The sequence below is a fragment of the [Erwinia] mediterraneensis genome (assembly GCF_900604315.1).
Taxonomy (GTDB): Bacteria; Pseudomonadota; Gammaproteobacteria; order Enterobacterales; family Enterobacteriaceae; genus Pantoea; species Pantoea mediterraneensis_A.
This window is the reverse complement of the sequence record NZ_LR026980.1, coordinates 94810-118600: the sequence shown is the minus strand read 5'-3', so window position 1 is coordinate 118600 and position 23791 is coordinate 94810. Positions and strand designations below refer to the sequence as shown.

Sequence of the window (23791 nt, the reverse complement as noted above, 5' to 3'; positions counted from 1 at the left end):
ATTATTAACTTCCTGATTCAATTACCAATCAATGAATTCCCTCTTATTTATAGTCTGTTAAGTAACCTTTGCAGCGCATTATGTTAACAATTTTCTGTTTTATATTGAACGTCCAATCAAAAAAAGTTCTAATATCTGACAAGGATCGAGTTAAGGAGATGGGGCGATGCCTAAGGTTGGTATGCAACCGATACGCCGTCGACAGCTGATCGACGCAACCCTGAGCACAATAAACGAGGTAGGCCTGAACGACGCGACTATCGCGCAAATTGCCCGACGTGCCGGGGTCTCTACCGGCATTATCAGCCACTACTTCAGGGACAAGAACGGCCTGCTGGAAGCAACTATGCGGGATGTCACAACCCAGTTACGTCGGGCCGTAACAGGCAGGCTGGATGCCCTGAGCGATGCCGGCACGGAAGCACGCCTGCGGGCTATTGTGGAAGGCAACTTTGATGAAACGCAGGTTCACAGCGCGGCGATGAAAGCCTGGCTCGACTTCTGGTCAAGCAGTATGCATCAGCCAGCGCTACATCGACTGCAACGCGTCAGTAGCGCACGCCTGCTCTCGACACTGACTGTCGAGTTTCGCCGCGAGCTGCCACGGGAACGTGCGCGTCTTGCCGCTTATGGTCTGGCGGCACTGATTGACGGGCTGTGGCTGCGTGCCGCGCTGAGCGGCGAGCCTTTCAACCTGGAGCGGGCGAAAACGCTCACAACCCATTTTATCCGTCAGCACCTGACTGGCGTGAAAGAATAAAGACGAGGAGAAATCATGTCCCGATTCGCAGAGCAAATGCTGTATATCGACGGGGGTTATGTGCCCGCTCAGAGCGGAGAGACATTTGAAACCATCAACCCCGCCAGTGGTGAAGTGCTGGCAAAAGTGCATGAAGCGGGCGCAGAAGATGTTGAACGTGCCGTTGCCGCCGCGAAGAAAGGTCAGAAAATCTGGGCCGCTATGACCGCCATGCAGCGCTCACGCATTTTACGGCGCGCGGTCGATATTTTACGTGATCGTAACGACGAACTGGCAGAACTGGAAACGCTTGATACGGGTAAACCTTTCAGCGAAACATCCAGCGTGGACGTTGTGACCGGTGCCGATGTACTGGAATATTATGCCGGGCTGATCCCGGCTCTGGAAGGACAGCAGATCCCGCTACGCGAGACTGCTTTTGTATATACCCGCCGCGAGCCTCTGGGTGTGGTTGCCGGCATTGGTGCCTGGAACTATCCCATCCAGATAGCCTTATGGAAATCCGCACCAGCTCTGGCAGCCGGTAATGCAATGATTTTTAAACCCAGCGAAGTCACCCCGCTGACGGCGCTGAAGCTGGCCGAAATTTATAGCGAGGCGGGCCTGCCTGCGGGCGTCTTTAACGTATTGCCCGGCAGAGGCCCGGTGACAGGCCAGTTGCTGACGACTCATCCGGCTATCGATAAAGTCTCGTTTACCGGTGGCGTGGCAAGCGGGAAAAAAGTTATGGCGAATGCCGCAGGCTCCACGCTGAAAGATGTCACCATGGAGCTGGGCGGTAAATCTCCGCTGATTATTTTTGATGATGCCGATCTCGATCTGGCCGCCGATATCGCCATGATGGCGAATTTTTACAGTTCCGGCCAGGTGTGCACCAACGGAACACGGGTCTTTGTTCCCGCCGCGTTAAAAACCGCGTTTGAAGAAAAAATTGTTGCGCGCGTCGCACGTATCCGCGCTGGCGACCCGCACGATCCTGCTACCAATTTTGGCCCCCTGGTGAGCTTCAGCCATCGTGACAATGTGTTGCGCTATATCGCATCAGGCAAACAGGAAGGCGCGCGCGTACTGTGCGGCGGCGATCGTCTGACCGGCGAACAGTTTGATGCGGGTGCCTGGGTAGCACCTACGGTCTTCACTGACTGTCGCGATGAGATGACGATTGTCCGTGAAGAGATTTTCGGTCCCGTGATGTCCATCCTCAGCTGGGAAACCGAAGAGGAAGTCATTCGCCGGGCTAATGACACTGAATATGGACTGGCCGCCGGGGTTGTGACCCGCGATCTGAATCGCGCCCATTGCGTGATTCATCAGATTGAAGCCGGTATCTGCTGGATCAATACCTGGGGCGAGTCGCCTGCAGAGATGCCGGTTGGCGGTTACAAGCATTCAGGCGTCGGACGTGAAAACGGTCTGGTAACGCTGCAGAACTATACGCAGCTCAAATCGATTCAGGTCGAAATGGCTCCCTTTCAGTCACTGTTTTAATGATATTTCCTGAGGAGAACGATATGGAATTTGATTACATCATTATCGGAGCAGGATCCGCAGGGAACGTACTGGCCGCCCGACTTACAGAAGAGAGCGATACCACGGTATTGCTGCTGGAAGCGGGCGGACCTGATTATCGCTTCGATTTTCGTACCCAGATGCCTGCCGCGCTCGCTTACCCTCTGCAGGGGAAGCGTTATAACTGGGCTTATGAAACCGAACCTGAACCCTTTATGAATAACCGCCGCATGGAGTGCGGACGCGGAAAAGGTCTGGGCGGATCATCACTGATTAATGGCATGTGCTATATCCGTGGCAACGCGATGGATCTGGATAACTGGGCGGCGCAATCCGGTATGGAAAACTGGAGTTACCTGAACTGTCTGCCTTATTACCGTAAGGCAGAAACCCGTGATATCGGCGCCAACGATTATCACGGTGATTCAGGCCCGGTCTGTGTGGCAACGCCAAAAGCCGACAATAACCCGTTATTTGCCGCCATGGTAGAAGCGGGTGTACAGGCTGGTTATCCCCGGACCGAAGATTTGAATGGTTACCAGCAGGAAGGCTTTGGTCCCATGGACCGGACCGTGACTCCCGATGGCCGCCGCTCAAGCACCGCGCGTGGTTACCTTGATATGGCAAAAGGGCGTCCGAATCTGACCATCGTCACCCATGCCGTTACCGATCGTATCCTGTTTGATAACCGGCGGGCCACTGGCGTGGAATATCTGCGTGGCAACACTAACCAGCGAGAAACCGCCACCGCACGCCGCGAAGTATTGCTTTGCGCCGGTGCCATCGCTTCGCCGCAAATTCTGCAGCGCTCCGGTGTGGGCCCTGCCAGTTTACTGAAACAGCACGGGATTCCGCTTGTGCATGACCTGCCGGGCGTAGGAGAAAACTTGCAGGATCATCTGGAAATGTACCTGCAGTATGAGTGCAAAGAACCGGTTTCGCTGTTTCCGGCACTGAAGTGGTGGAACCAGCCGAAAATTGGTGCCGAGTGGTTATTTAAAGGCACAGGTACGGGAGCCAGCAACCACTTTGAGGCGGGCGGTTTTATCCGCAGCCGCAAAGAGTTTGCATGGCCAAATATTCAGTACCACTTTTTGCCGGTAGCGATTAATTATAACGGTTCTAATGCCGTTGAGGCGCATGGCTTCCAGTGCCATGTAGGCTCTATGCGCTCTCCCAGCCGCGGTCGTGTACAGCTGAAATCACGCGATCCTCATGCTCATCCGAGCATCCTGTTTAATTACATGTCCTGCGAGCAGGACTGGCAGGAGTTCCGCGATGCAATTCGTATTACGCGTGAGATCATGAATCAGCCCGCTCTGGACAAATATCGTGGCCGTGAGATCAGCCCGGGCCTTGATTGTCAGAGCGATGAGCAGCTTGACGAGTTTGTGCGTAATCATGCAGAAACCGCTTATCACCCCTGCGGTAGCTGCAAAATGGGTTACGATGACATGGCCGTGGTGGATGCGCAAGGTCGCGTACATGGACTGGAAGGACTGCGTGTAGTAGATGCGTCAATTATGCCGCTGATCATCACGGGTAACCTGAATGCGACCACTATTATGATGGGTGAAAAACTTGCTGATGTGATCCGTGGACGTCAGCCATTGCCCGTCAGTACAGCGCCCTATTATGTGGCTGGCGAGGCGCCAGTCCGTCAGCCTCCGCTTCGCTAAAGATGATGAAGTGAATAAAAAAGCCGGAGATCATCATCTCCGGCTTTTTTTATCCTGACATGTCACCTGGCATCAGGCCTGCTTTGGCTGCCCGTTTGAGGCGGTAATCCCGCCATCTACCGGCAGATTAACGCCGGTAATATAGCGCGCATCATCACTAGCCAGGAACGCGATAGCCGCTGCCAGATCTTCCGGCTCGCCAGCCCGCCCCAGCGGGATACGCTCATAAAATTTATTCAACAGCGCCTCATCCTGTTTCATATCTTCTGTCATATCGGTAAAGGTAAAGCCGGGACATACGGCATTTACCCGCACACCATCAGCCGCATAATCCATAGCCAGCGCCCGTGTAAAATTAGTAATCGCGCCTTTTGCGGCGTTATAAGCGCTCATTCCCCAGTCGCCGCCCAGGCCGGACACGGATGAGATATTGATTACGTTCCCTTTGCTTTTCAGCAGGGCAGGCATAAAGTAATGCAGACAATAAAATACCCCGTTGAGATCGGTATTCATTAATGTCTGCCACTCATCCAGCCTGACCTCATGAATACGTCCCTGAACGACAATCCCGGCATTATTAACCAGAACATCCACCCGACCATATTCTCCGAGAACCTGCTGCGCCAGTGCTTCAACTTCTTCAGGCACGGAAACATCACAGGGCGCGATAAGGTGGTTACCCGGCGCCAGCTGCGCTGCGGTGTTCTCCAGCTTTTCCCGGGTACGTCCTGCCAGTACTACCTGCGCGCCTTCGTGAGCAAAGCGCAGTGCTGTACCTGCGCCAATGCCGGAACCTGCACCGGTTATCACTACCACTTTATCCTGAAAACGAGCCATTTAACCTCCTGTTGGTATCATCTGCCTGCTATTCGCTGAATCAACAGCACCTTATTAACCCTGGTAACAGACTCATACTCTGCAAGTTTGATCACTCTTAATCAGGAGCAACAGCGGTATCGCGTCAAACAATACTGCGACTTCTTTATCTCGGGAGCGGGTTTTAATCACCCGATGACTCGGGGCGAAACCCGGCGATTTCAGGCTGAAATTTAAGTTTAAATAACAATAAATTCAAACAGTTAATAATGAAATCGCACTGGCGAACACCCCCGCTTTTCTGGCATTTCATGAAGGTTCGAAAATGCCTGATAATGATCAAAAATCAGAACGGAAAGAAGGCCAGGCTTTGTCAGTCGCCATGAAAACAGAGCCGAGCAGCAGAAAGAGGCGTTAAAGCTGTGGTTATCCTGTCTGCTGAAATCCGGCGATTTCAGGCTGAAATTCTGACGCACATTATCAATAAAACAATCACTTAGTGATGAAAACAGCATGGCGAAGCTAAAGAGAAAGGCTGCCGTTGGCAGCCTCTGTGTTCAGGAAAGGTATTTACGTAACGTCTCTTCAATGACCCGATCAAGTTCCTGCTGAAGTTCTTTCGACTGACGATTAAATTCGTAGCTGAACATGCGTCCACGGCTTTTCTTACGTGCAAAACGGTCTTTGTCGCTAAAGCTCCAGAGCGGTTTTGTCACCACTTTTTCTTTGGCTGGCGCCATGGCTGCACTGGTATTTTTGATCAAGCGTAGGATGCGATTTTTGCACTCATCTGCAGCAAGACCTTCCTGGGCGCAAATAACCTCTACTTCGGAAGAAAGCGCACTGACAAGCGCCGCTGGCGTTTCGCCTTTTTCCTGCAGTTTCTCATGGGCTATCAGCAACGTTTTATAGTCGGGATAAGTCAGTTCAGAGGGCACCGGGAAAAGCGCTACCAGTTCGGCGGGTACTGTAGCCGCCTGTAAGGCACGCGTCACTTTCGCTTGTGATAACCCCTGGCTTTCCGCGATCTCTTTCTGCGATAACCCTGAGGTTTTTAACGTCTGCAGGTGCAAACCCACTTCACGCAGATTATGTTCGCGCGCGGTCTGAATATCCTGTGCCAGTTTACGTGCTTCTTCTGGCGTGATGGCTGAATCGGTAACCAGCACATCAAGGCCAGTTTTACATAAAAGTGCGGCAGCGCGGCGACGTGAGCCATCAAGAATTTCAATTTGCTCGCCCTGTCTGACTCCAATGGCCGGGAAAAACTGCTGGAGTCTGAGAGTCCGGGTGATGTCCTTCAGCGATTCGGGGGTAAGCCCTGACTGATCGCGGCCATTAGTTTCTATCCGTACAAAGGTGTTATTACCGACGTCTTTAGCTGCAATGTGCTCGAAGCGAAACAGCGCACGCTTGCCGGTCGCCAGGGTGAAAATTTGGGTTGGTGCATTTGTGGTGCTTTCTGTTTGTATCGGCGTCTGGCTGAAAGTTCGGCCAATCGTTATTCTTTTAGCGCTCATCAGAAACCTCAATTCAGCCGGATAAATTCAATACGATCAAAGACTGCTTTTGCAAAATCTTCTGCCGCAACGCGTGCGTTTTTCAGCGCTTCGCTGCTTCCCACATAAGTTGCCGGGTTGGCAGAGATTACGGTGTCAAAGGATTCGCCACAACGTTCAAATCCATCGAGCCGGGGCAGGGCGACATCCAGCATATCGCCGCCGAAAATCTCTTTTGCCAGACTATGACACAGTTTGTGGTCTGCCTTATTCGAGAGCTTGGACATAAAGCCGATGTTGCCCTGTACACGACAGACGGCACCAGATTCTTCGATAATGGCAATAAGCTCAGGCAGACGTGTGAGATATTTCAGCGTTGAATGGAAATCGACCTGCGCTGGCGGCACCGGGGTCATTAATAAATCGGAGGCGGCAATCGCATTCTTCAGGAAAGCATCGAGATGCGGCCCACTGTCGATAAAGATAAAGTCATAATCATCTTTAAGTTTTGCGATGACATTTTCATACAGTACGCTATGCACATTCTGTCCGGGCAGATGTTCAGCACAAAGCTCATCCCAACGAGAGGCAATAAAAGCATCATCAATGGAGGCGGGCAGCACATCGACGCCCGGCACGATAGAAGGCACGATAAACTCCTCCTTCAGCTCCTCACGCGTCACATTTTGCAGCATCGCCTGAGCCGCCGTGGCTTCCACCAGCCCTACCGACCGTTGATGATTAAGAAACATGGTCGCGGAAGACTGCGGGTCCAGATCGATCACCAGAATACGTAAATCTTCATACAGGAGATGAGGATGAGCACGTAAAGCATGTGCCAGCGACACGGTTGAAACCGTTTTTGAAACGCCACCTTTCAGGTTACCGACAAACAGGGTGTAAGCTTCCGGATGACGATCGCGATATTTTGGTACGCCACGATGATGATAAATATCAATAATATTCTGAATTGACATGGCGTACTTAGTGGAGGTGCCCGCAGGTCTTTTATCAAAGACGTAGCCACTTTCTTCCATTTCATTAACCGCATAATCGACGCTGGCGCGGGTCAGTTTAGGCAGTTTGGCTACCGCCGCTTTGGCGTAGATCTGATAATAGGTGTTTTCTTTCAGCTCTTCTTTCTGCGCCTGGATCTGTTCCGTCAGGCTGAATAACATTTTCTCAGAACGCTGCGCAACTTTAAGAACTTGTCTCTCATCAGTAGCCATAGTTACTCCATGTATGCAGGATTTTCGTCTTTATACATAAATCCTTCATGTATGGCAACTTATTAAAACCAGTCGCGTGATTCCGCTGCACGTACGCCGCCAGAGCAGGGGGGATACCTTGAGGATGGTGACCGTACGGGTTGAGCAAAGGATCTGAGATGCCCTGGCGCACATTCACTGTAATCAGTAAATTCCTGGCGCAGCAGGTACGGGGGTCAGAGTTCAACCCGGAATGAACTCACTCTTGCCAGATTTTTCAGCGTTCACTGTAATCAGTGATTGGGTGTTTTTTATTTTCACCTGTACTCCGCTGAAGATGATTCACTGTAATCAGCACAAGAGCGCTAACACCGGTATTCACTGTAATCAGTGATGTTCACTGTATTCAGTGCTGCCCGGCTATGCGTCAGTAACGCATGGCATGATCCCATTGCCGTTTATCTGTCGTTGCGAGTCAGTCCAGGCCTTGTCTGTACAGGATGAATCGGATGAACGACACCGCAGAAGGCAGGATTTGTCTTGTAAGATTCACTGTATTCAGTATCAGCCAGCCACTGGGTCTGGAACAGACCTCGCATTCCTGAAATCATTCACTGGAATCAGTAAGTGAAACCCGTTAAAAACGTTCACTGTAATCAGTAACCCTGGCGGCAAGCCTCGATTGTTCGTCAGAATGCCAACGTTCACTGTATTCAGTAACGTTCACTGTAATCAGTAAAAGGGGAGGGGCAGAGCAAGGATTCTTACCGAGTACAGCGAGCGTCTCATGCCCTTTCGCACTGGCTTAAACCGGAATATCAGAGAGATGACGGGATTCTCCCGATCACGTGCGGCTAAAGAGAGCCCAAGCGTCCTGACAGAGTGCGAACCGAACATTCACTGGAGTCAGTAACGCAGCGAAGAAAGGAAGCAGGAGAACATTGCGCGCGAACAGAGAGCATTCGGGAATGATTAACCAACAGATTGAAATATAAGCTTATATTCTAAAAACAGCCAGAACTTTATATTAATCCTGCCTGCCAGAACAGAGCGGGGACAGGGCCTATCCGTCGTCATTACTGATTACAGTGAACGTTACTGAATACAGTGAACGCTAGCGGTTTACTGATTACAGTGAATCCCAGTCACTCTCGTATCACACCGGTTTCCATTAGCCTGCTACTGATTACAGTGAATCTTGTGTGGGCTCCTCAAAATCGAGCTCGTTAAGGTCATCAATACTTTCCAGATTCCCAATACCGTCCAGCTTGGGCGTACGGCTGTGAATAAGAAAGAAAACTGAACGCCCACGTTTTATTTCCGAGTAGTCGAGATAGCCTATCTCTTTCAGCTGCTCCATGGCGCGGCGTACCACGTGGTTCTGTGTCGTTGTTTTCGAGCCGAGATTCAGACGCATACGGAGACGCGCGAGAGAGATAGGTGCCGGATTAGTGGGCAGGCTTTCCAGAAAGGTATAGAGCGCCTGTGCTGACTCTTTACGCTTCAGACGAGAGATAGCACGCAACTGGAGTAAAACTTTATGATCAAAATTATACAGCTCAAACAGCTTCGGGTCTGCCTGGATCCTGACAACGTCCTTCTCACGATCGTAATAAGCTGACTGCACCAGATGAGTATGGTATGCCTTTCCGTTCCCCTCGAAGGAGAGCGTATTGGTGGCGATACGGCGCAAAGAGGCATCCAGCCGTTTACGCAGCGCTGCCGAGGAGTTAGCAGAGGGAATACCACACATCTTCACAAAATCGATAAACGGCAGAGTCACCGTGTCCGCTTTGGAAGGGTATTTCGCGAAAGACTGAATGATCCCGGCCCAGGTTTTAAAATCGTTGTCCATATCCAGCCTGGCACCGGTAATGGTAATCTTCTCGTATCCCTCAGCTTTAACCAGCGAAAGGTTTTTCAACTCTTTTGTGGCGTCAGTGGAGGCCATAGCGCCCGATTTTCCACGCGCCGTCGATTTCAGGGTAGGGACAAACAGGCCAAGACGCATTAAGGCGACCGGCTGTACGGTATTATTTTTATTAGGCTGAAGCTGGATAACTTCACCGCTGTTTTTTGTAACTACCAGAAAAGGCTCAAGTAACCCTTTGTTATCGTTCTCTTTATTGGCCATGCTGCGAGATCTTCTTTCTGTGGATGAAAAGGATCGCCTACTGACTATAGTGAACATTATCACTGATTACAGTGAACATTCTACAGTGTATAGTGAATAAAGTACTGATTACAGTGAACACTTTACTGATTACAGTGAACATCAACACCCTCTCAGCCCTTGTGCGGCGCGGCTTACAGCGATCGGGGATCTCTTTGGATCTTTTAAAGATCTCTGTTGGATCATTTATTGGGATCTAATCACTGTATATGTGGATAACTTAAAACCTCTCTGACACTTTACAGTCAGTTCACATCTCCACCATCACCAGCACTTCTGCTGCATTCTGAAAAACATCTGTCCTGTCATACAAATAAAACGATACGCAGTAGCAACTCTTTCAGCCTGTTTACCACAGGCAGGATATTATCATTCATTTTTTGTAATTAACTTCCTCAAGATTATTCATTATTCATCATTAACTCGGTTGTGTAAGGTTGAGTCTGTTCATTTTTACTGAGAAAAAATGTCATGACTGATTATGCCATTTCACGAAATCCCACCAATGGTGAAATCCTTGCGCGTTATATGATGCAAAGCACCACTGAGCTTGAACAGGCGCTGAATCACAGCGCCCGCGGTTTTAGCCTGTGGCGCAACACCGGGCTGAACCAACGTTTGCAGGTACTGAGCCAGCTTGGGGATCAGCTGCGTCAGCGCCGGGATGAGCTTGCACACATGATTACCCTGGAGATGGGCAAACCCATTGCTCAGGCGAGAGGGGAAATTACGAAGTGTGCAGATTTATGTGACTGGTATGTTTCTCAGGGCGCAGGGATACTGGCCCCACAGGCAACGCAGGTTGAAAATCAGCAGGCATGGCAGGAATTTCGACCTCTTGGCGTTGTGCTTGCAGTAATGCCCTGGAACTTTCCATTCTGGCAGGTGCTACGCGGCGCGGTAAGTATTCTGCTGGCTGGCAATGCTTATCTGTTAAAACACGCGCCAAACGTTATGGGCTGCGCTTATCTGCTACGCGATCTGTTTGCAGCAACCGATTTGCCTGAAGGGGCTTTCGACATCATTAATGTCGACAACAATGGGGTCTCAGCAGCAATTAACGATCCGCGCATTGCCGCCGTTGCTGTCACTGGCAGCGTACGCGCCGGAGCCGCTATTGCTGCTCAGGCAGGCGCAGCATTGAAGAAAACCGTGCTGGAACTGGGTGGTGCGGATCCTTTTATCGTACTGGCAGATGCTGATCTTGATGAAGCTGTAAAGGCTGCCGTAGCAGGACGTTTCCAGAATAGTGGCCAGGTCTGTATGGCCGCGAAGCGCTTTATTCTCGAAGCGCCTGTTGCTGCAGAATTCGAAACGCGCTTTGTGGCGGCAGTAAAAGCGCTGCGTATTGGCGATCCGCTGGATGAAACCAATTATATCGGCCCCATGGCACGCTTCGATTTACGAGATGAACTCGATAACCAGGTGAAAAAAAGTCTGCAGGAGGGCGCACGTCTGGTGATCGGTGGAGAAAAACTGGCTGGTAAGGGTAATTACTATGCGCCAACCATCCTGGCTGATGTCAGCGAAAATATGACCGCATTCAGAGAAGAACTGTTTGGCCCGGTAGCTGCACTGACGGTAGCACGTGATGCTGAGCATGCCCTCCAGCTGGCAAATAACAGTGAGTTTGGCCTCAGCGCGACACTCTGGACAGCGGATATGGCACTGGCCGACGAGATGGCGGCCCGGCTGGAAACCGGCGGTGTATTTATTAACGGTTACGGCGCATCCGATCCGCGCGTCACCATCGGCGGCGTGAAAAAGAGCGGCTACGGACGGGAGCTGTCTCATTTTGGTGTGCATGAGTTTTGTAACATCCAGACCGTGTGGAAAAACCGTCGTTAATCCTGTTTTCAGCCCTGTTTGTTCGTTTGCGCAACCAGGCGTAGCCAGGAGGCAATATGGCTGACATCCTGTCAGCCATACCTGTGTTATACCTCACTCAACCCCGTCAGATGTATGACGAGACCTGCAATGGCAGTAGCGGCGATAATAGGTGTCACTTTCCAGTTATAGCGAAAAAGCGCCAGGTTAAGCATAACTCCCACTACAGCGGCAGTAATGGCCGTTAGCGGGGCTGAGAAAACCATTTTACTATGCGTGGTTTCGATAAAAGGAGCGCCAGCCAGGATAAAAATGAATGAAGGCAGAAAAGTAACCACGTCACCAGGCAGGCAGCAACCACGCCGCCCATAAACAGACTATCCGCTCCGAATACGGCTTTCGTATAGCCACCCACAAAGCCTGCAAAAGTGACCACCATAATCAGAGGGCCGGGGGTGGATTCACCAGGCGCCAGCCCATCCATTATTTGCCCTGACGTAAGCCAGCCGTAATGCGTCACGGCTCTCTGATACACGTACGGGAGGACCGCATAGGCGCCACCAAAGGTCAGCAACGCCGCTTTAGTAAAGAAACCGCTCATCTGCGTCACCAGATGTTCCAACCCCAGCAGCGACGTCAGCGCAACCATGGGGAAACCCCACAACAATACGCCGACGGCAATCACTTTTCCCATACGCTTCCAGCTGAACCGGGCATGAGACGGCAGTGGCGTATGGTCGTCAATGACAGCGGCAGCACCATGCAGAAGTTCAACGCATGCAGGAAACGCTGCTCGGATATCCAGCGGCGATTTTCAACCAGTTCCTGATGCATAATGGCAATCTGCCCGTCAGGTCCGCCAAAGCTGATAAATCCCAGCGTCAGTCTGAACAGAAAGGCTTGCCGTAAGGGAACCGGAGATGGCTTTGTTCCAGCCTAAGTCAGAGCGTGTGCTCCTGTTTTACACATGATTACCGGACCTCATTTCGTAAGAAATTAACAAGTCGTCAGACAGCGTACAGGCTACTCAGGTATCATTTCTGGTTTCAGGATCTGTAACCCTCGTTCAGGTCTGGCCGGTTGTCAGGATGACACCGTACAGTCTGCATTTTCGTAAACTATGTGGTTTTTCACGTCGTACCGGCGGAAAGAAAGCTTGTCCTTCACTACTGTGGGCATGGGGTAGAGTGCCGGAAGCGGGAATGATTATTACCGGTGAGCAATGCAGGCAAGCCCTTCTTAACGAAAGATCATCACTGTCAGCGCCACGGGAACACAGGCTGGCCGAGGTTCAGTAGGGCTAGAACCCGCTGACAGAGTGAGCAGCGGGTCAGGATGAATATGAAACCCTCTGAACAGCGTTGCCGATCGCGCGGCTAATCATTCCTTATGGCATTCTGCTGCCAGCCAGGCATCTTAGCTGCTACGTCAGGCAACAATGATGTTCAGCGTTTCGGGAAATCGGAGATGTTTTAATTTATTGTCAGGGTCGGTGGTTACCAGCCAGGAAATATCATTCCATTCCGCAACCAGTGATGTCGCGCGGTTATTCAGCTTATGCCCGTCAGCCAGCACGATCGTTTTGTTACTTTGTTTTATCATCTGACGGGCTATCGCCGCTTCATTCAGATCCTGATCCATAATACCGGCTTCAGGACTGACCGCGCCGGCGCCGATAACCGCATAGTCGGCATAAAACGCACTGATCCCCTGCAATGTCACGGGCCCGATACACTCCATTTTTGACATGCCAAACTGGCCTCCGATAAGAATAAGGTTTGTTGTGGCATTTTCATGAAAGAGGTTGGCAATGACCGGGGAATTGGTCATGACGGTCAGTTGCGTGACTGAGGCTATTTGTCTGGCAAACTCCAGCGTAGTGGTGCCGAAGTCAATGAAGAGTGAATCTCCGGGTTTAATGAGCTCTGCCGCTTTTAAAGCAATGGCTTTTTTCTCGTCTTCTGCCAGTCTGGCCCGCTGATTAAATTCAAGTTCAAAGCCGAACTGGGCGCTGACTGCACCGCCATGAATCTTTTTGATATGCCTGAGCTCTTCCAGCTTATTAAGATCACGCCGTATGGTTTCCTGCGATACGTTAAACTCTTCAGCCAGCTCGTTAACAAAAACCTGGCCGTTAGCTTTCAGATGTTCAAGGATGATGTTTCTTCTTTCCGAAGCGTTTGAGTAATCCATCTTCTTACCTGCTTTATAAGCGCGTTATGCTCGTTTCCAGGTGGGACTATCTGCGACACGTCCGCTACTGTCAATTGCCCGCGCGTGATCCCTTGTGGGGAATCCCACATCTGAGCGTCCTTTTGTGGCCAGGCAGTCCGTGTCAACCCCTTCCGTGCCGTTATTATCACGTATTTACCACATCATAACCACACAGTCATAAGTAAAAAGTATGAGGCGCATCACACTTAAACGGCGTAATGTGTTATTTGTGTTGATTTGGTGTGTTTATGTGGTAATAAAGCGTTGGCAATATAATCATGACAACATGCAAGCCACAAAAAAGATTGAGGGGTTTATGCTAAACCAGCGTTACGCAGCCATTGACCAGGGAACGACCGGAACACGTGTTGTGGTTTTCAATGAAGATGGAAAACATTTTTCGCCTGTTGCGATTGCACACAAGCAGCTGACGCCAAATCCCGGCTGGGTGGAACATGATCCCATGGAGATCCTGCGCAATATTCGCTCTTGCCTGAGTCATTGCGGCGTTGTGGATGCCATCGGTCTTGCCCATCAGGGGGAAAGTGTTGTGGCGTGGGATGCACAAAGTGGCCAGCCCCTTTACAACGCCATTATCTGGCAGGATCAGCGAACTGAAAAGATAATTCGTCAGTTGCGCGCTGAGGGCGCGGAAGCGCTGGTGCGCGCGAAAACCGGGCTGCCGCTGGATGCTTACTTTTCTGCCAGCAAACTGGGCTGGATTATGCGTAACGTGTCTGGCGCCCGTGAGCTTGCCCGTCGTGGTCAGCTCCGGCTGGGCACGATGGATGCGTTTTTCATGTTCCACCTCTGTGGCACGCACGTTACAGATTACAATTCAGCTTCCCGCACCTCTTTATTCAATATTCATACGCTGCAGTGGGATGAGGAGTTATGCCGCCTGTTTGGTGTGCCTGTCGAGGCGCTACCGGACGTTCGCCATAACACTGCTCATTTCGGTGACGTGCGCTATGAAGGCAATACAACTCCTCTGACAGCCTGCATTGTCGACCAGTTTGCCGGTACTTACGGACACGGCTGTCTTGAACCCGGACAGATGAAAATTACCTTTGGTACAGGCGCCTTTTTGCAATCTGTAACCGGTAATGCGGTGCCTGATGCTGAAGGCTCTGGTCTGTTGCCCACGCTGTGCTGGAAATTCCCCGACGAGAAGCCGTTATATGGTCTGGATGGTGGTGTTTATAACGCCGCTTCCGCCATTAACTGGGCAGGAAAAATCGGTCTTTATAACGATTTAGACGAGTTCTCCGACTTTTCAGAGGAACCGGCCATTGCCCGCGGACTGGCTTTTGTGCCCGCGCTTTCTGGTCTCGGCTGTCCCTACTGGGACCGTTCAGCAGCCGGTTTGTGGGCAGGGCTTTCTCTTGAGACCGAACGCAAAGATATGCTGCAGTCCATTCTGGAGGGGATAGCGATGCGCTCTGCCGAGGTCATTACCGCGATGGACAAGATCCGTCCTGTTGGCGATACCATCTCTGTTGATGGAGGTTTATCTTCAAACGTCTATTTTAAACAGTTTCTTGCCACGCTTATCCAGAAACGCATTGTGACGCCAGCTAACCGGGAAATTACCGCTCAGGGGGTGGCGATGCTGGCGCGTAAAGGCCTGGGGATCACTCATCCACTAAAAGTGAAAAATCAGCACGCGATTACCGAACCTGGACGGCAGAATCTATCACCGTACTTCGAAAAATATAAAGAAATTATATCTCGGTCTCACCATTTGCGCAGCGAGTAATTCAAAGAGGAAAGTATGTCTGAAATTGGAAATATCATCATTTATATTATTATGGCGGGCACCCTTCTCGGTGCCATGGCCTCGATAATAAAACCTGAAAGCGGTCTGGGAAAAGAATTTGTTAATGGCATCCATTCTATCGGGCCGGTGTTTCTTGCTCAGGCGGGTATTATGGCGGCTATTCCCATTATTTCTTATGCCATTACTCATACTATCGGCCCACTGTTTGAGTCTATGGGGTCTGACGTTTCTATCGCTGCGCTCTCTATTATTGCGGTTGATATGGGCGGTTATCAGCTCGCGGATGCGATTGCCGCAAACCGTGACCAGTGGATAACGGCCATGCTGATTGGCTACACCTCAGGTGCCAGTATCGTCTATCTGATACCCGTTGGCCTGATTATGCTGAAACCCGCTGACCATAAATATCTGGCGCTGGGGGCAATGGCAGGGCTGATCAGTATTCCTTTTGGCGTACTGATTTCACTGATGATTATTACTCTGAATAACATTCCGGTACGCGATATTATTTCGACCTCTTCTCCTGCCAGTCATTATCTGCAGGTGGATTTTTTACACGCGCTGCAAATGCTCGCCCCATTATTCGCCTTCTGCTTTGTACTGGCGCTGGGACTGAAATACCGTACCACCCTGATGGTGAATGGTTTCCTGCTGTTCGGCAAAGCCATCGATGCCTTTATTAAACTGGTTCTGGCGGCCTGTATTATCCAGCATTTCACCGGCGTGTTTACCAAAGTGTTTGGCGGCTGGGTCTTCGATCCGTTATTTGCTGATGAAAAAGAGCTTTACCGGGCAATTGAAATCGCGGGTTACATTGGCATCATGCTCGCAGGGACTTTCCCGGTCTGTTATTTGTTCCAGAAATATTGTCAGCGTCCGATGAAGTTTATTGGTCGCCAGCTGCGACTTACCGATGCCGGTGCGCTGGGCATGGTGATGGTGCTGGCTAATATCATTGCTGTGTTCCATCTGTTTAAAGATATGCGCGCTCGTGACAAAGTATTATGTGTGGCCTTCGGCATCTGTGCGCAGGCGACACTGGGCGATCACCTGGCCTTCACGGCAAACTTCCAGCCTACGCTTGTCCTGCCGATTATGGTTGGTAAGTTCGCGGCAGGTGCCATTGCCGTCGCCATTGCTGTTTTTATCTCTGTTCCGGAAGCACAGCGTATGGAACGCCGTGATGACGAAAAAAACGATATCGTAATGGCTGAGCAAAAAATTACTGTCCAGGCGAGCCATTAAACGTTTATTCGCTGTGTCCACATCTGGACATAGCTTTTCTAAGCAGCACCAGGGGAATTTAAATGCGTAAAATTTTTCTCGCTTGCCCTTACAGCCATGCGGATGAACAAATCGTTCATGCACGTTTCATGGCCTGTAACCGGGTCGCGGCAAAAATTATCGAAGCGGGACATGCGGTCTTCAGCCAGGTGACGATGTCCCATCCAGTCAATCTGGCGTTCGAAAAAACGGCCCGAGAAAATATTGGTAAAGTATGGGCACCGGTTGATGCGCTCTTTCTGGAGATGATGGATGAGCTGATCATCCTGGATATCGACGGATGGGACAAGAGCGCGGGTATACAGCGAGAGATTAAATTCTATAAAAACCGCAATCAACGCGTCAGTCTCTGGTCCGAAGTCGAAAAAGAGTTCGCTTAAATGTAACTGTAAGGCCTGCCAGAGCAGGCCTTATTTTTTTCCTGCCACTCCCCGCCATTTTCTCTCTTCCCGCCTGACTGATACTCCCTTTTTGCTGCTTCTGATGCGAACCTGGAACGGCACGTTCTGTATCGGGACAAAAGGTAAACGCATAACCGAAGGGCAGGAAAAAGGCCCGCATAAAAAAAGGGCAAAGCCTGTGGCTCTGCCCTGTATTACCTCTGGCGAGGGTTCAGTGCGTGCTGATGGTAATTTCGCTTTCCGGTGTGATGCCTGAAATATCAATATTCTTCAACAGGACCCTGCGTTCGGGAAGACAGCGATGCTTGCCCCGGTACAATTCCCGCTCCCCGTCCCGTACCACAATCGTTCCTTTGTAATAATGATTAACGCGGACATTAAGTGTAACGGGTTCGCTGTGCTGACGGCCGCCGCTCACCCGGTTTGGCGCTGCCAGACGAAAGGTATCATCCAGATGCACTGGTACGTCACAGTCTGCGCTTTCCTGACCCTGCAGCGATTGTGCGACAAACTGTCCAATGCGTTGCCCCTCCTGATAACACTGATCACCCATATCTGCCGGGTGCGTCATGTTACCTGTTGCGTAATAGCAGGGATCGGAGCAGCGACCATATTGATCAAACAGTGGCCGGCCTGTTTCCGCTTCATAAGCAAGGTGACTTTTACGGATAAGCGTATATTCACCGGTAAAGCGACCGGTAAAAATAATGCTGTCGCAGGCAAGTTTATGGGCTTCGCCGTCAGCTCCACTGAATTCAACACTCTCAACCCGCTCAGTACCGTTAATTCGGATGATATGCGCGCCCAGATGTACGGCGACGCCCAACAGGCGTGCATAGATTACGCTGAGGCGGAACGCTGTGGGACGCCTGTTTTCATCAATCAGCGCGACAGCTTTAATGCCAGCATTGCGCAGCGTCCAGATCGCAGAAAAGCTGACCAGTTCGGAACCGACAATCACCGGTTGCAGGCCCGGCTTGAGTTTTTTCAGATAGATAAACTGCTGCAGCGCACCGGCGGTCAGGATCCCCTGAGGTCTGAGGCCGCTGACCAGCCTGGCATGGCGTGGCGTTTCGCGTACACCTGTGGCGATAATCACGCGCTTTGCCTGTAGCGTTTCCAGGCCCCGATCAGACGTAATTTCAACTCTGCCCGCAGGATGAATGCCCACCACTGTCGTGCTGGTACGGATCTCATATTGTCCCGCGACCATTTTCAGGAGCCGGTCCGCCCAGACATGGCCATGCATAGGGTAATGGAACGTCTGCAGGCCAAAAGTAGGATGACGGCAATGACGCGGCACGCCACCGGCCTCTTTTTCCCTTTCGATCAGCAATACATCTTTCACCCCGGCTTCAGACAATGCGCGGGCTGCGGCAAGACCGGACGGACCGGCCCCAATAATGATGACGTTATATTCAGTGCTCATTCTACCTTCCCGACGACCAGCGTGTTGTCCAGACGATTCCCTACAATTTCAGCCACGTTGTTGCTGCAAAAAAAGCCGTTACAGCGGCCCATCATGACGCGGGTACGGCGTCGCAGAGCACCAATACACTCGGGTGGTACGGCGGAATTGAACGTGGCTTCCAGCTCGCGGCGGGTCACCAGCTCACAGTGGCAGACAATGCCGCCATTGCCGGCGCAGGTATAATCACGCGGTTCATATTCAGACAGCATGGGCATTTTGGGCCACTGCAGTTCTGTCGGTGCGGTGAGCGGAAACAGCTCTGCAAAACGGTTTCTATAAATATCTTCTACCCAGGCGGCGATACCCAATGATGCCGTCAGGCCCGTAGAGCGAATACCACCGACGCTAATCCACTGGTCATCGGGATAATCATAAATCCGGTACGCTTTCTGTTCCGTTGCCGGGCGTAAGCCGGCATAGGTGGCGGTGACAGTGTAATTTTTCAGTGCAGGCAACATCAGGGTGCCTTTTGCAATCAGCCCCTGTAGCACGGCTTCGTCAACATCGGCGCGGTTACGGTCTTGCTGCTCTTCAGCTGTAGGCCCGAGGATCAGATTGCCGAAAATCGTCCGGCACAGCAGAACGCCTTTGGTTGTTGCTGTGGGTACCGGCAGAATAATCGCCTTAATTTCCGCTGCGGCCGCTTTGTCATAAACCAGGAACTGGCCTTTGCGCGGACGAATTTCATAATCAGGCTGACGCCAGAATCCGTCGATCAGATCGCCATGATTACCGGCACAGTTAATCACCAGTCGGGTACGTACCTGACCCTGAGAGGTCGTCAGTAACCATCCGTCCTGTTCCCGCGTAGCGTCTTGCACTTCACAGTTGAATTTATAGCGACCGCCATGCATGACAGCCTGGGTCATATAGGCCAGCGGGGCACTCCAGGGATCAATGACATATTCTCCCGGGACATAAACGCCTCCCAGCGCACCGGGAGCCAGGTTGGGTTCCCGGCGATAGACCTCCGCAGCAGAAATCTGTTCGACATCGGTAACATGGTTGTCGTGGGCCTGCTTGACGATCCCTGGCAGTGCAGCGAGCTGTTCCTCATTCCACGCGACGACGATGGCGGTTGTTTTAAGCAACGGCAGGTTCATTTTCTCATGGATAGCAAGATATTCAGCATAGCCGGCCTGCATACAGTGCAGCTCCACGCTGCCCGCAGGCGCGTCAAAGCCGGTGTGCAGAATGGCACTGTTCGCCTTACTGGCACCGGACAGAATATCTCCGCCTTTCTCAAGCAGGAGCGTACGGGCGCCCATCAGCGCAAAGCGGCGGAATACGGCACAGCCCACAACACCACCACCGATGACAACCACATCAACATTTTCATTCCACAGTGTCATTAACATTATCTCAACAGCGGGTTTGTGTTTATAAAATCACAAATACCACATAAATACAACGTGAAAACAAAGTTGATACCACATTTAAGATATTGTCGCACAGGCGGTTTTAATTATTGTATATATTGTAAATCGTTGTTTAAAATAACTATTTTAAATATTATTCGTGAAGGTAAAACGCCCTGTGCAATGTGGGTTTACCTGTAGAGGTAGCAACAGAGGAGAGCGGGATGTGTGGGTAACAGACACAATCCGTAGAGCCTGTTGATGGTCAGAGCGGAGCGGCAGAGAGTCGGGCGCAGCGACAAATCCGCTTTTGTTGCGCCTGAAGCGCTGTTTTTACCTTTTTCTTCTCTGCCAGACTGCTACCCTTGTGAGATCAATTTTCTGGCGCCTGCGGGCCTCGGTCTATCTCATGGAGCAGTTTCAGGTATGATGATTAACAGTGTGGTTTATCGTCACGGAAAGCGTAACGAGAGTATTCATCTGGAAGAAGTGAGACAGGTTATTAATGAAGAAAAGGCTTTTCTCTGGGTTGGCCTGTGGCAACCTGATGCAGATTTTATGCACAAGTTGCAGCAGGAATTTGGCCTGCATGATCTGGCCATTGAAGATGCGCTGACGGCCCATCAGCGGCCTAAAATAGAGCTGTATGGAGATTCGCTGTTTATTGTTGTTAAAACAGCGCAGCTGCAGGAAGATCATCAGATCGACTTCGGTGAAACGCACTTTTTTATCGGCAAAAATTTCCTGATCACCGTGCGCCACGGCGCATCAGAAAGTTATGCGCCGAGTCGCCTCAGGGCGGAGGAGAATACAGAGCTGCTGAGCGAAGGGCCCGGATATGCGTTTTACTGCCTTCTCGATTTTATTGTCGATCACTACAGCCAGATCACCGCTTCGCTGATCAGCCGCATCGGTGAACTGGAGGACGCGATGTTCCGCACCGAATTCAATCGTGAGACGGTAAAAAGCGTTTATACCTTGCGACGCCAACTGCTGGAATTACGCAACGCTGCCATGCCGGTTACCGAAATTTGCCAGCAGCTGGTGCGGTTTCACGAGGAGATTATCCCCGCATCGCTACGCGCCTATATTCGTGATGTGCAGGATCATGCACGCCATGTGGTTACCGATGCAGAAGATATGCGGGATATGTTGACCAGTGCAATGCACGTTAATCTGGCGCTGGTTTCTGTTCAGCAAAATGAGGTCGGTAAGAAGCTCGCAGGCTGGGGGGCGATTTTAATTATTCCGACCATTATTTTCAGCATGTACGGCATGAACTTTGAACATATGCCGGAACTAAAGGGCGAACTGGCTTATCCCGCTGTGCTGGGTGTGACCCTGGTTATCTGCCTGGGACTCTGGCGCAGACTTAAGCGATCGAAATGGTTGTAATTGCTGCCCGCCCCGGAAGAGGTGGGGTTGATGACTGTTTTACCCTCTGCTTCAGCACATGTATGCGCTGAGTGACAGCTTCAGAGATCTTGTCTGTCAGATGGGGGGACTTATATCAGGCACAGCAAGTGCTTAACAGGCATGATGTTACCGTTGCCGGCGTGCTGCGTTCCGCGTCATGATGGTAAAGGGGATGCTGTTCGGGTGAGCGGTGAGGTCAGATGCATGCACCACAGCCACGCAAGGCATGCTTTGCCTGAGGGAAATGCGCGGGGAGGATGAAAATCTGCGTGCCAAAAATGACTAATTATTATAAGATAATTAAGAATGGAAGTATTTAAATTATTTTTGTCGATTGACAGCAAACGCTGGTACGTCTGGATGCGTACCTGAGCGCTGTCGATTGTTTCAGTAGACTTGATAATTATTTTATTAATTACCGGGAATAAATAAGTATAAAATTATTTTATCCCCTGGTAACCGGCTTCAGGCCGGCTTAGATTTCCCTGGTGTTGGCCGCTGGCCACCTGACCTGTTTGTTTAACATAACAAGGAGGTCAGGTAATTTTTTTATCCTACTGTCATAACGAAGCAGATACTAGCTGTACTAAAGTACAGTTAGTCTAAAGTAACCCAGTTGCAGGCGCATGGCAGGCTAAAAAAACAACCTATCTGACCCTTAATCAGGACACCTTGATGAATAAAATTGTTGAATTTTTTACCATGGATTATGCTGAGTTATCTCATCATCAGGCGCATGATCTTTACCGCTTAAGACATGAGACTTTTAAGTCCCGTCTGAACTGGCGCGTTAACAGCCATAACGGTCTGGAATATGATGAATACGATACAGAGAATACCGTTTATCTGTTTGGCATGACCGCAGGTGAAATCATTTGTAGCGCGCGCTTTATCAATACACAGCACAGAAATATGACACGCGAGATTTTTTCTGATTTTTTTGGCGGTATAACACTGCCAGATGATGGTAGTTATATTGAAGTTACCCGCTTGTTCATTGATAAAAATAAAAGAAACACGTTGGGCTTAAGCGCTTATCCACTTAGCAAAATGATTTTTATATCAATGATAAATTACTGCATAGCTAATGATTTCAAAGGTATGTATGCCGTTGTCAGTCAAACGATGTATTTGATTTTTCAGCGATCAGGCTGGAAAATTATCCTGCTTCAGGAAGGAGTATCAGAAAAGAAAGAAAAAATATACTTTATCTATATGCCTGCAGACAGAGCCAGCGTCAATGACATGGTCAGTAAAGGAAAAAAAGATCCTGTACTTACTTCTGCTTCGCTTGATCACTGGCCGCTAGCTTTCCTCTGCTGATTTCTGGCTGTTTAATAAATCCAGCTCAATGCTCAGTTTTACAGCATGCCTGGCATTCGAAACACCCAATTTTTTGACAATGTTATTGATATGGAATTTGACCGTTCTTTGAGAAATACCAAGAATAACAGAAGTTTCAAAATAGGTTTTGCCGAGTCCTACCCAATAGAGCACTTCACTCTCTCTTTGTGACAGCGCATTTGCGTTATTTTTATGAATGCCATCATAGGAACGGAGCATCTCTTCATGGAGGGAGATAAAGAAAGACTGCAGCGCCGCCCGGTTGGTTTCAATATCGAAACTGCAACTTTCGTATGCGATAAGTGATAATACCGCAAGGTTATTTTTATAATCATGCAGTACAAAAGTATGTCCGGATTCAATATTGTGCTTTTCGCCTGCAGCAAAGATTTTTGGCAGCTTATAGCTGGCAGGAGTTAACACTTCCTTATCCCACGAGAAATCCTGAACCGTTTTTAACGATTTTATTATTACAGGATCAATGAGTTGATAGTGCTTTTCCAGATAGATATCAAACCAGGTTGGGTGATTATTGATAATGGCCATTTTTAACGGCTCTTTTTTATTCATAATGGCATAGGCGAAAATTAACGACCCGTAATGAGCGAACTTGTCATTCAGCTTTTTCCTGATGACCCCATTAATTCCCTCGTTATTATAAAAATTACTGTTCATTTTAACTGATATCACCTGACTGTTTTATTAAACCCATATTCCCTTAAGTGAATGGTAATCTATTTATCTTTGGATTTAAATCAAAAGGTATGAAATGATAACCGCTGCGCTTATGCATGAGGGTGATGTAACGCGCTTCTCAGGGCAGGAGGGCAGGGCGGAACTTCGTTCTGACGCATTCGGTCCGTTTTTGACCCTACCTCTCTTCTCTCTGGTTGCCCGTGCAGCGCCAGGCAACATCGCGACCAGCAGTAAACAGACCCGCGGGCAGCATTTTTCAGTAACGAAGGCGCCATTTTTGCGTAAAAGTGCGCTTTTTTTCATCACCTCTGGTGATAGTTTATTGATATTAAAATCAAATTTTTATAGCTCAGCTT

The 23791-nt window shown here is 50.1% G+C and carries 17 protein-coding genes and 1 pseudogene; 9 read left to right on the top strand and 9 right to left on the bottom strand.

The window, feature by feature from the left end; all coding sequences use genetic code 11:
• Nucleotides 1–166: 166 nt before the first annotated feature.
• From betI to betA, 3 genes are read left to right on the top strand one after another with little or no spacing between them, the layout of a single operon-like run.
• Nucleotides 167–760 (top strand): transcriptional regulator BetI, encoded by a 594-nt coding sequence (gene betI / locus E0E17_RS19520; protein ID WP_130835833.1) that lies wholly within the window; start codon nucleotides 167–169, stop codon nucleotides 758–760.
• A 15-nt stretch (nucleotides 761–775) separates the two neighbouring features.
• Nucleotides 776–2248 carry a betaine-aldehyde dehydrogenase gene (gene betB, locus E0E17_RS19515; protein WP_130835832.1) on the top strand — a complete coding sequence of 491 codons (1473 nt, stop codon included), beginning with the start codon at nucleotides 776–778 and terminating at the stop codon, nucleotides 2246–2248.
• Between the two features lie 23 nt (nucleotides 2249–2271).
• The gene (gene betA, locus E0E17_RS19510) at nucleotides 2272–3948 is read left to right on the top strand and encodes a choline dehydrogenase (RefSeq protein WP_130835831.1); all 1677 of its coding nucleotides are present in this window, start codon (nucleotides 2272–2274) and stop codon (nucleotides 3946–3948) included.
• 72 nt (nucleotides 3949–4020) lie between these two features.
• Here the strand turns inward: betA and budC are convergent, their stop codons facing one another.
• From budC to E0E17_RS19490, 4 genes are all read right to left on the bottom strand, one after another.
• Complete coding sequence (gene budC / locus E0E17_RS19505) at nucleotides 4021–4785, bottom strand: meso-2,3-butanediol dehydrogenase (protein WP_130835830.1); 765 nt, start codon at nucleotides 4783–4785, stop codon at nucleotides 4021–4023.
• A gap of 536 nt (nucleotides 4786–5321) precedes the next feature.
• Nucleotides 5322–6284, bottom strand: a complete 963-nt coding sequence (locus E0E17_RS19500) for a ParB family protein (protein ID WP_130835829.1) — start codon at nucleotides 6282–6284, stop codon at nucleotides 5322–5324.
• Between the two features lie 8 nt (nucleotides 6285–6292).
• Complete coding sequence (locus E0E17_RS19495) at nucleotides 6293–7492, bottom strand: AAA family ATPase (protein WP_130835828.1); 1200 nt, start codon at nucleotides 7490–7492, stop codon at nucleotides 6293–6295.
• 1165 nt (nucleotides 7493–8657) lie between these two features.
• Entirely contained in the window at nucleotides 8658–9605 is a 948-nt protein-coding gene (locus tag E0E17_RS19490; protein ID WP_130835827.1) for a RepB family plasmid replication initiator protein, read from the bottom strand.
• Nucleotides 9606–10115: 510 nt separating this feature from the next.
• Here E0E17_RS19490 and E0E17_RS19485 point away from each other — a divergent pair.
• The gene (locus tag E0E17_RS19485) at nucleotides 10116–11492 is read left to right on the top strand and encodes an aldehyde dehydrogenase family protein (protein WP_130835826.1); all 1377 of its coding nucleotides are present in this window, start codon (nucleotides 10116–10118) and stop codon (nucleotides 11490–11492) included.
• An 86-nt stretch (nucleotides 11493–11578) separates the two neighbouring features.
• Here E0E17_RS19485 and E0E17_RS19480 read toward each other — a convergent pair.
• Together E0E17_RS19480 and E0E17_RS19475 are read right to left on the bottom strand one after the other, a co-directional pair.
• A pseudogene (locus E0E17_RS19480) lies at nucleotides 11579–12365 on the bottom strand (chromate transporter).
• Nucleotides 12366–12899: 534 nt separating this feature from the next.
• Complete coding sequence (locus tag E0E17_RS19475) at nucleotides 12900–13664, bottom strand: DeoR/GlpR family DNA-binding transcription regulator (RefSeq protein WP_130835825.1); 765 nt, start codon at nucleotides 13662–13664, stop codon at nucleotides 12900–12902.
• A 337-nt stretch (nucleotides 13665–14001) separates the two neighbouring features.
• Here E0E17_RS19475 and E0E17_RS19470 point away from each other — a divergent pair, with 337 nt between their 5' ends.
• The 3 genes from E0E17_RS19470 (at nucleotide 14002) to E0E17_RS19460 (ending at nucleotide 17129) form a co-directional block, all read left to right on the top strand.
• Nucleotides 14002–15444: a glycerol kinase gene (locus tag E0E17_RS19470; RefSeq protein WP_130835824.1), complete on the top strand. Its 1443-nt coding sequence runs from the start codon at nucleotides 14002–14004 to the stop codon at nucleotides 15442–15444.
• A gap of 15 nt (nucleotides 15445–15459) precedes the next feature.
• Complete coding sequence (eutH, locus tag E0E17_RS19465; protein WP_130835823.1) at nucleotides 15460–16710, top strand: ethanolamine utilization protein EutH; 1251 nt, start codon at nucleotides 15460–15462, stop codon at nucleotides 16708–16710.
• A 62-nt stretch (nucleotides 16711–16772) separates the two neighbouring features.
• Nucleotides 16773–17129, top strand: a complete 357-nt coding sequence (locus E0E17_RS19460) for a DUF1937 family protein (RefSeq protein ID WP_130835822.1) — start codon at nucleotides 16773–16775, stop codon at nucleotides 17127–17129.
• Between the two features lie 232 nt (nucleotides 17130–17361).
• Here the strand turns inward: E0E17_RS19460 and E0E17_RS19455 are convergent, their stop codons facing one another.
• Nucleotides 17362–18579, bottom strand: coding sequence for an NAD(P)/FAD-dependent oxidoreductase (locus E0E17_RS19455; protein ID WP_130835821.1), 1218 nt, complete (start codon nucleotides 18577–18579; stop codon nucleotides 17362–17364).
• On the bottom strand, nucleotides 18576–19973 hold the full coding sequence (locus E0E17_RS19450; protein ID WP_130835820.1) for an NAD(P)/FAD-dependent oxidoreductase: 1398 nt from the start codon (nucleotides 19971–19973) through the stop codon (nucleotides 18576–18578). Before E0E17_RS19450 ends, E0E17_RS19455 begins: the two co-directional genes overlap by 4 nt.
• Before the next feature lie 432 nt (nucleotides 19974–20405).
• Here E0E17_RS19450 and E0E17_RS19445 point away from each other — a divergent pair, with 432 nt between their 5' ends.
• Both E0E17_RS19445 and E0E17_RS19440 read left to right on the top strand, forming a co-directional pair.
• Nucleotides 20406–21374, top strand: coding sequence for a magnesium and cobalt transport protein CorA (locus tag E0E17_RS19445; RefSeq protein ID WP_130835819.1), 969 nt, complete (start codon nucleotides 20406–20408; stop codon nucleotides 21372–21374).
• Nucleotides 21375–22070: 696 nt separating this feature from the next.
• Complete coding sequence (locus E0E17_RS19440; RefSeq protein ID WP_130835818.1) at nucleotides 22071–22718, top strand: acyl-homoserine-lactone synthase; 648 nt, start codon at nucleotides 22071–22073, stop codon at nucleotides 22716–22718.
• On the opposite strand, the gene E0E17_RS19435 is transcribed toward E0E17_RS19440, so the two are convergent.
• Nucleotides 22701–23414 carry a helix-turn-helix transcriptional regulator gene (locus tag E0E17_RS19435; RefSeq protein WP_130835817.1) on the bottom strand — a complete coding sequence of 238 codons (714 nt, stop codon included), beginning with the start codon at nucleotides 23412–23414 and terminating at the stop codon, nucleotides 22701–22703. The two genes, E0E17_RS19440 and E0E17_RS19435, sit on opposite strands and share 18 nt — an antisense overlap.
• Nucleotides 23415–23791: the final 377 nt, after the last annotated feature.

Bases quoted from the DNA above. Each gene is read 5' to 3' on its own strand.
- E0E17_RS19485 (WP_130835826.1), top strand. From the start codon at position 10,116: ATGACTGATTATGCCATTTCACGAAATCCCACCAATGGTGAAATCCTT.
- budC (WP_130835830.1), bottom strand. From the start codon at position 4,785: ATGGCTCGTTTTCAGGATAAAGTGGTAGTGATAACCGGTGCAGGTTCC.
- E0E17_RS19460 (WP_130835822.1), top strand. From the start codon at position 16,773: ATGCGTAAAATTTTTCTCGCTTGCCCTTACAGCCATGCGGATGAACAA.
- betB (WP_130835832.1), top strand. From the start codon at position 776: ATGTCCCGATTCGCAGAGCAAATGCTGTATATCGACGGGGGTTATGTG.
- E0E17_RS19470 (WP_130835824.1), top strand. From the start codon at position 14,002: ATGCTAAACCAGCGTTACGCAGCCATTGACCAGGGAACGACCGGAACA.
- E0E17_RS19475 (WP_130835825.1), bottom strand. From the start codon at position 13,664: ATGGATTACTCAAACGCTTCGGAAAGAAGAAACATCATCCTTGAACAT.
- eutH (WP_130835823.1), top strand. From the start codon at position 15,460: ATGTCTGAAATTGGAAATATCATCATTTATATTATTATGGCGGGCACC.
- betI (WP_130835833.1), top strand. From the start codon at position 167: ATGCCTAAGGTTGGTATGCAACCGATACGCCGTCGACAGCTGATCGAC.
- E0E17_RS19435 (WP_130835817.1), bottom strand. From the start codon at position 23,414: ATGAACAGTAATTTTTATAATAACGAGGGAATTAATGGGGTCATCAGG.
- E0E17_RS19445 (WP_130835819.1), top strand. From the start codon at position 20,406: ATGATGATTAACAGTGTGGTTTATCGTCACGGAAAGCGTAACGAGAGT.
- E0E17_RS19440 (WP_130835818.1), top strand. From the start codon at position 22,071: ATGAATAAAATTGTTGAATTTTTTACCATGGATTATGCTGAGTTATCT.
- betA (WP_130835831.1), top strand. From the start codon at position 2,272: ATGGAATTTGATTACATCATTATCGGAGCAGGATCCGCAGGGAACGTA.
- E0E17_RS19495 (WP_130835828.1), bottom strand. From the start codon at position 7,492: ATGGCTACTGATGAGAGACAAGTTCTTAAAGTTGCGCAGCGTTCTGAG.
- E0E17_RS19455 (WP_130835821.1), bottom strand. From the start codon at position 18,579: ATGAGCACTGAATATAACGTCATCATTATTGGGGCCGGTCCGTCCGGT.
- E0E17_RS19450 (WP_130835820.1), bottom strand. From the start codon at position 19,973: ATGACACTGTGGAATGAAAATGTTGATGTGGTTGTCATCGGTGGTGGT.
- E0E17_RS19490 (WP_130835827.1), bottom strand. From the start codon at position 9,605: ATGGCCAATAAAGAGAACGATAACAAAGGGTTACTTGAGCCTTTTCTG.
- E0E17_RS19500 (WP_130835829.1), bottom strand. From the start codon at position 6,284: ATGAGCGCTAAAAGAATAACGATTGGCCGAACTTTCAGCCAGACGCCG.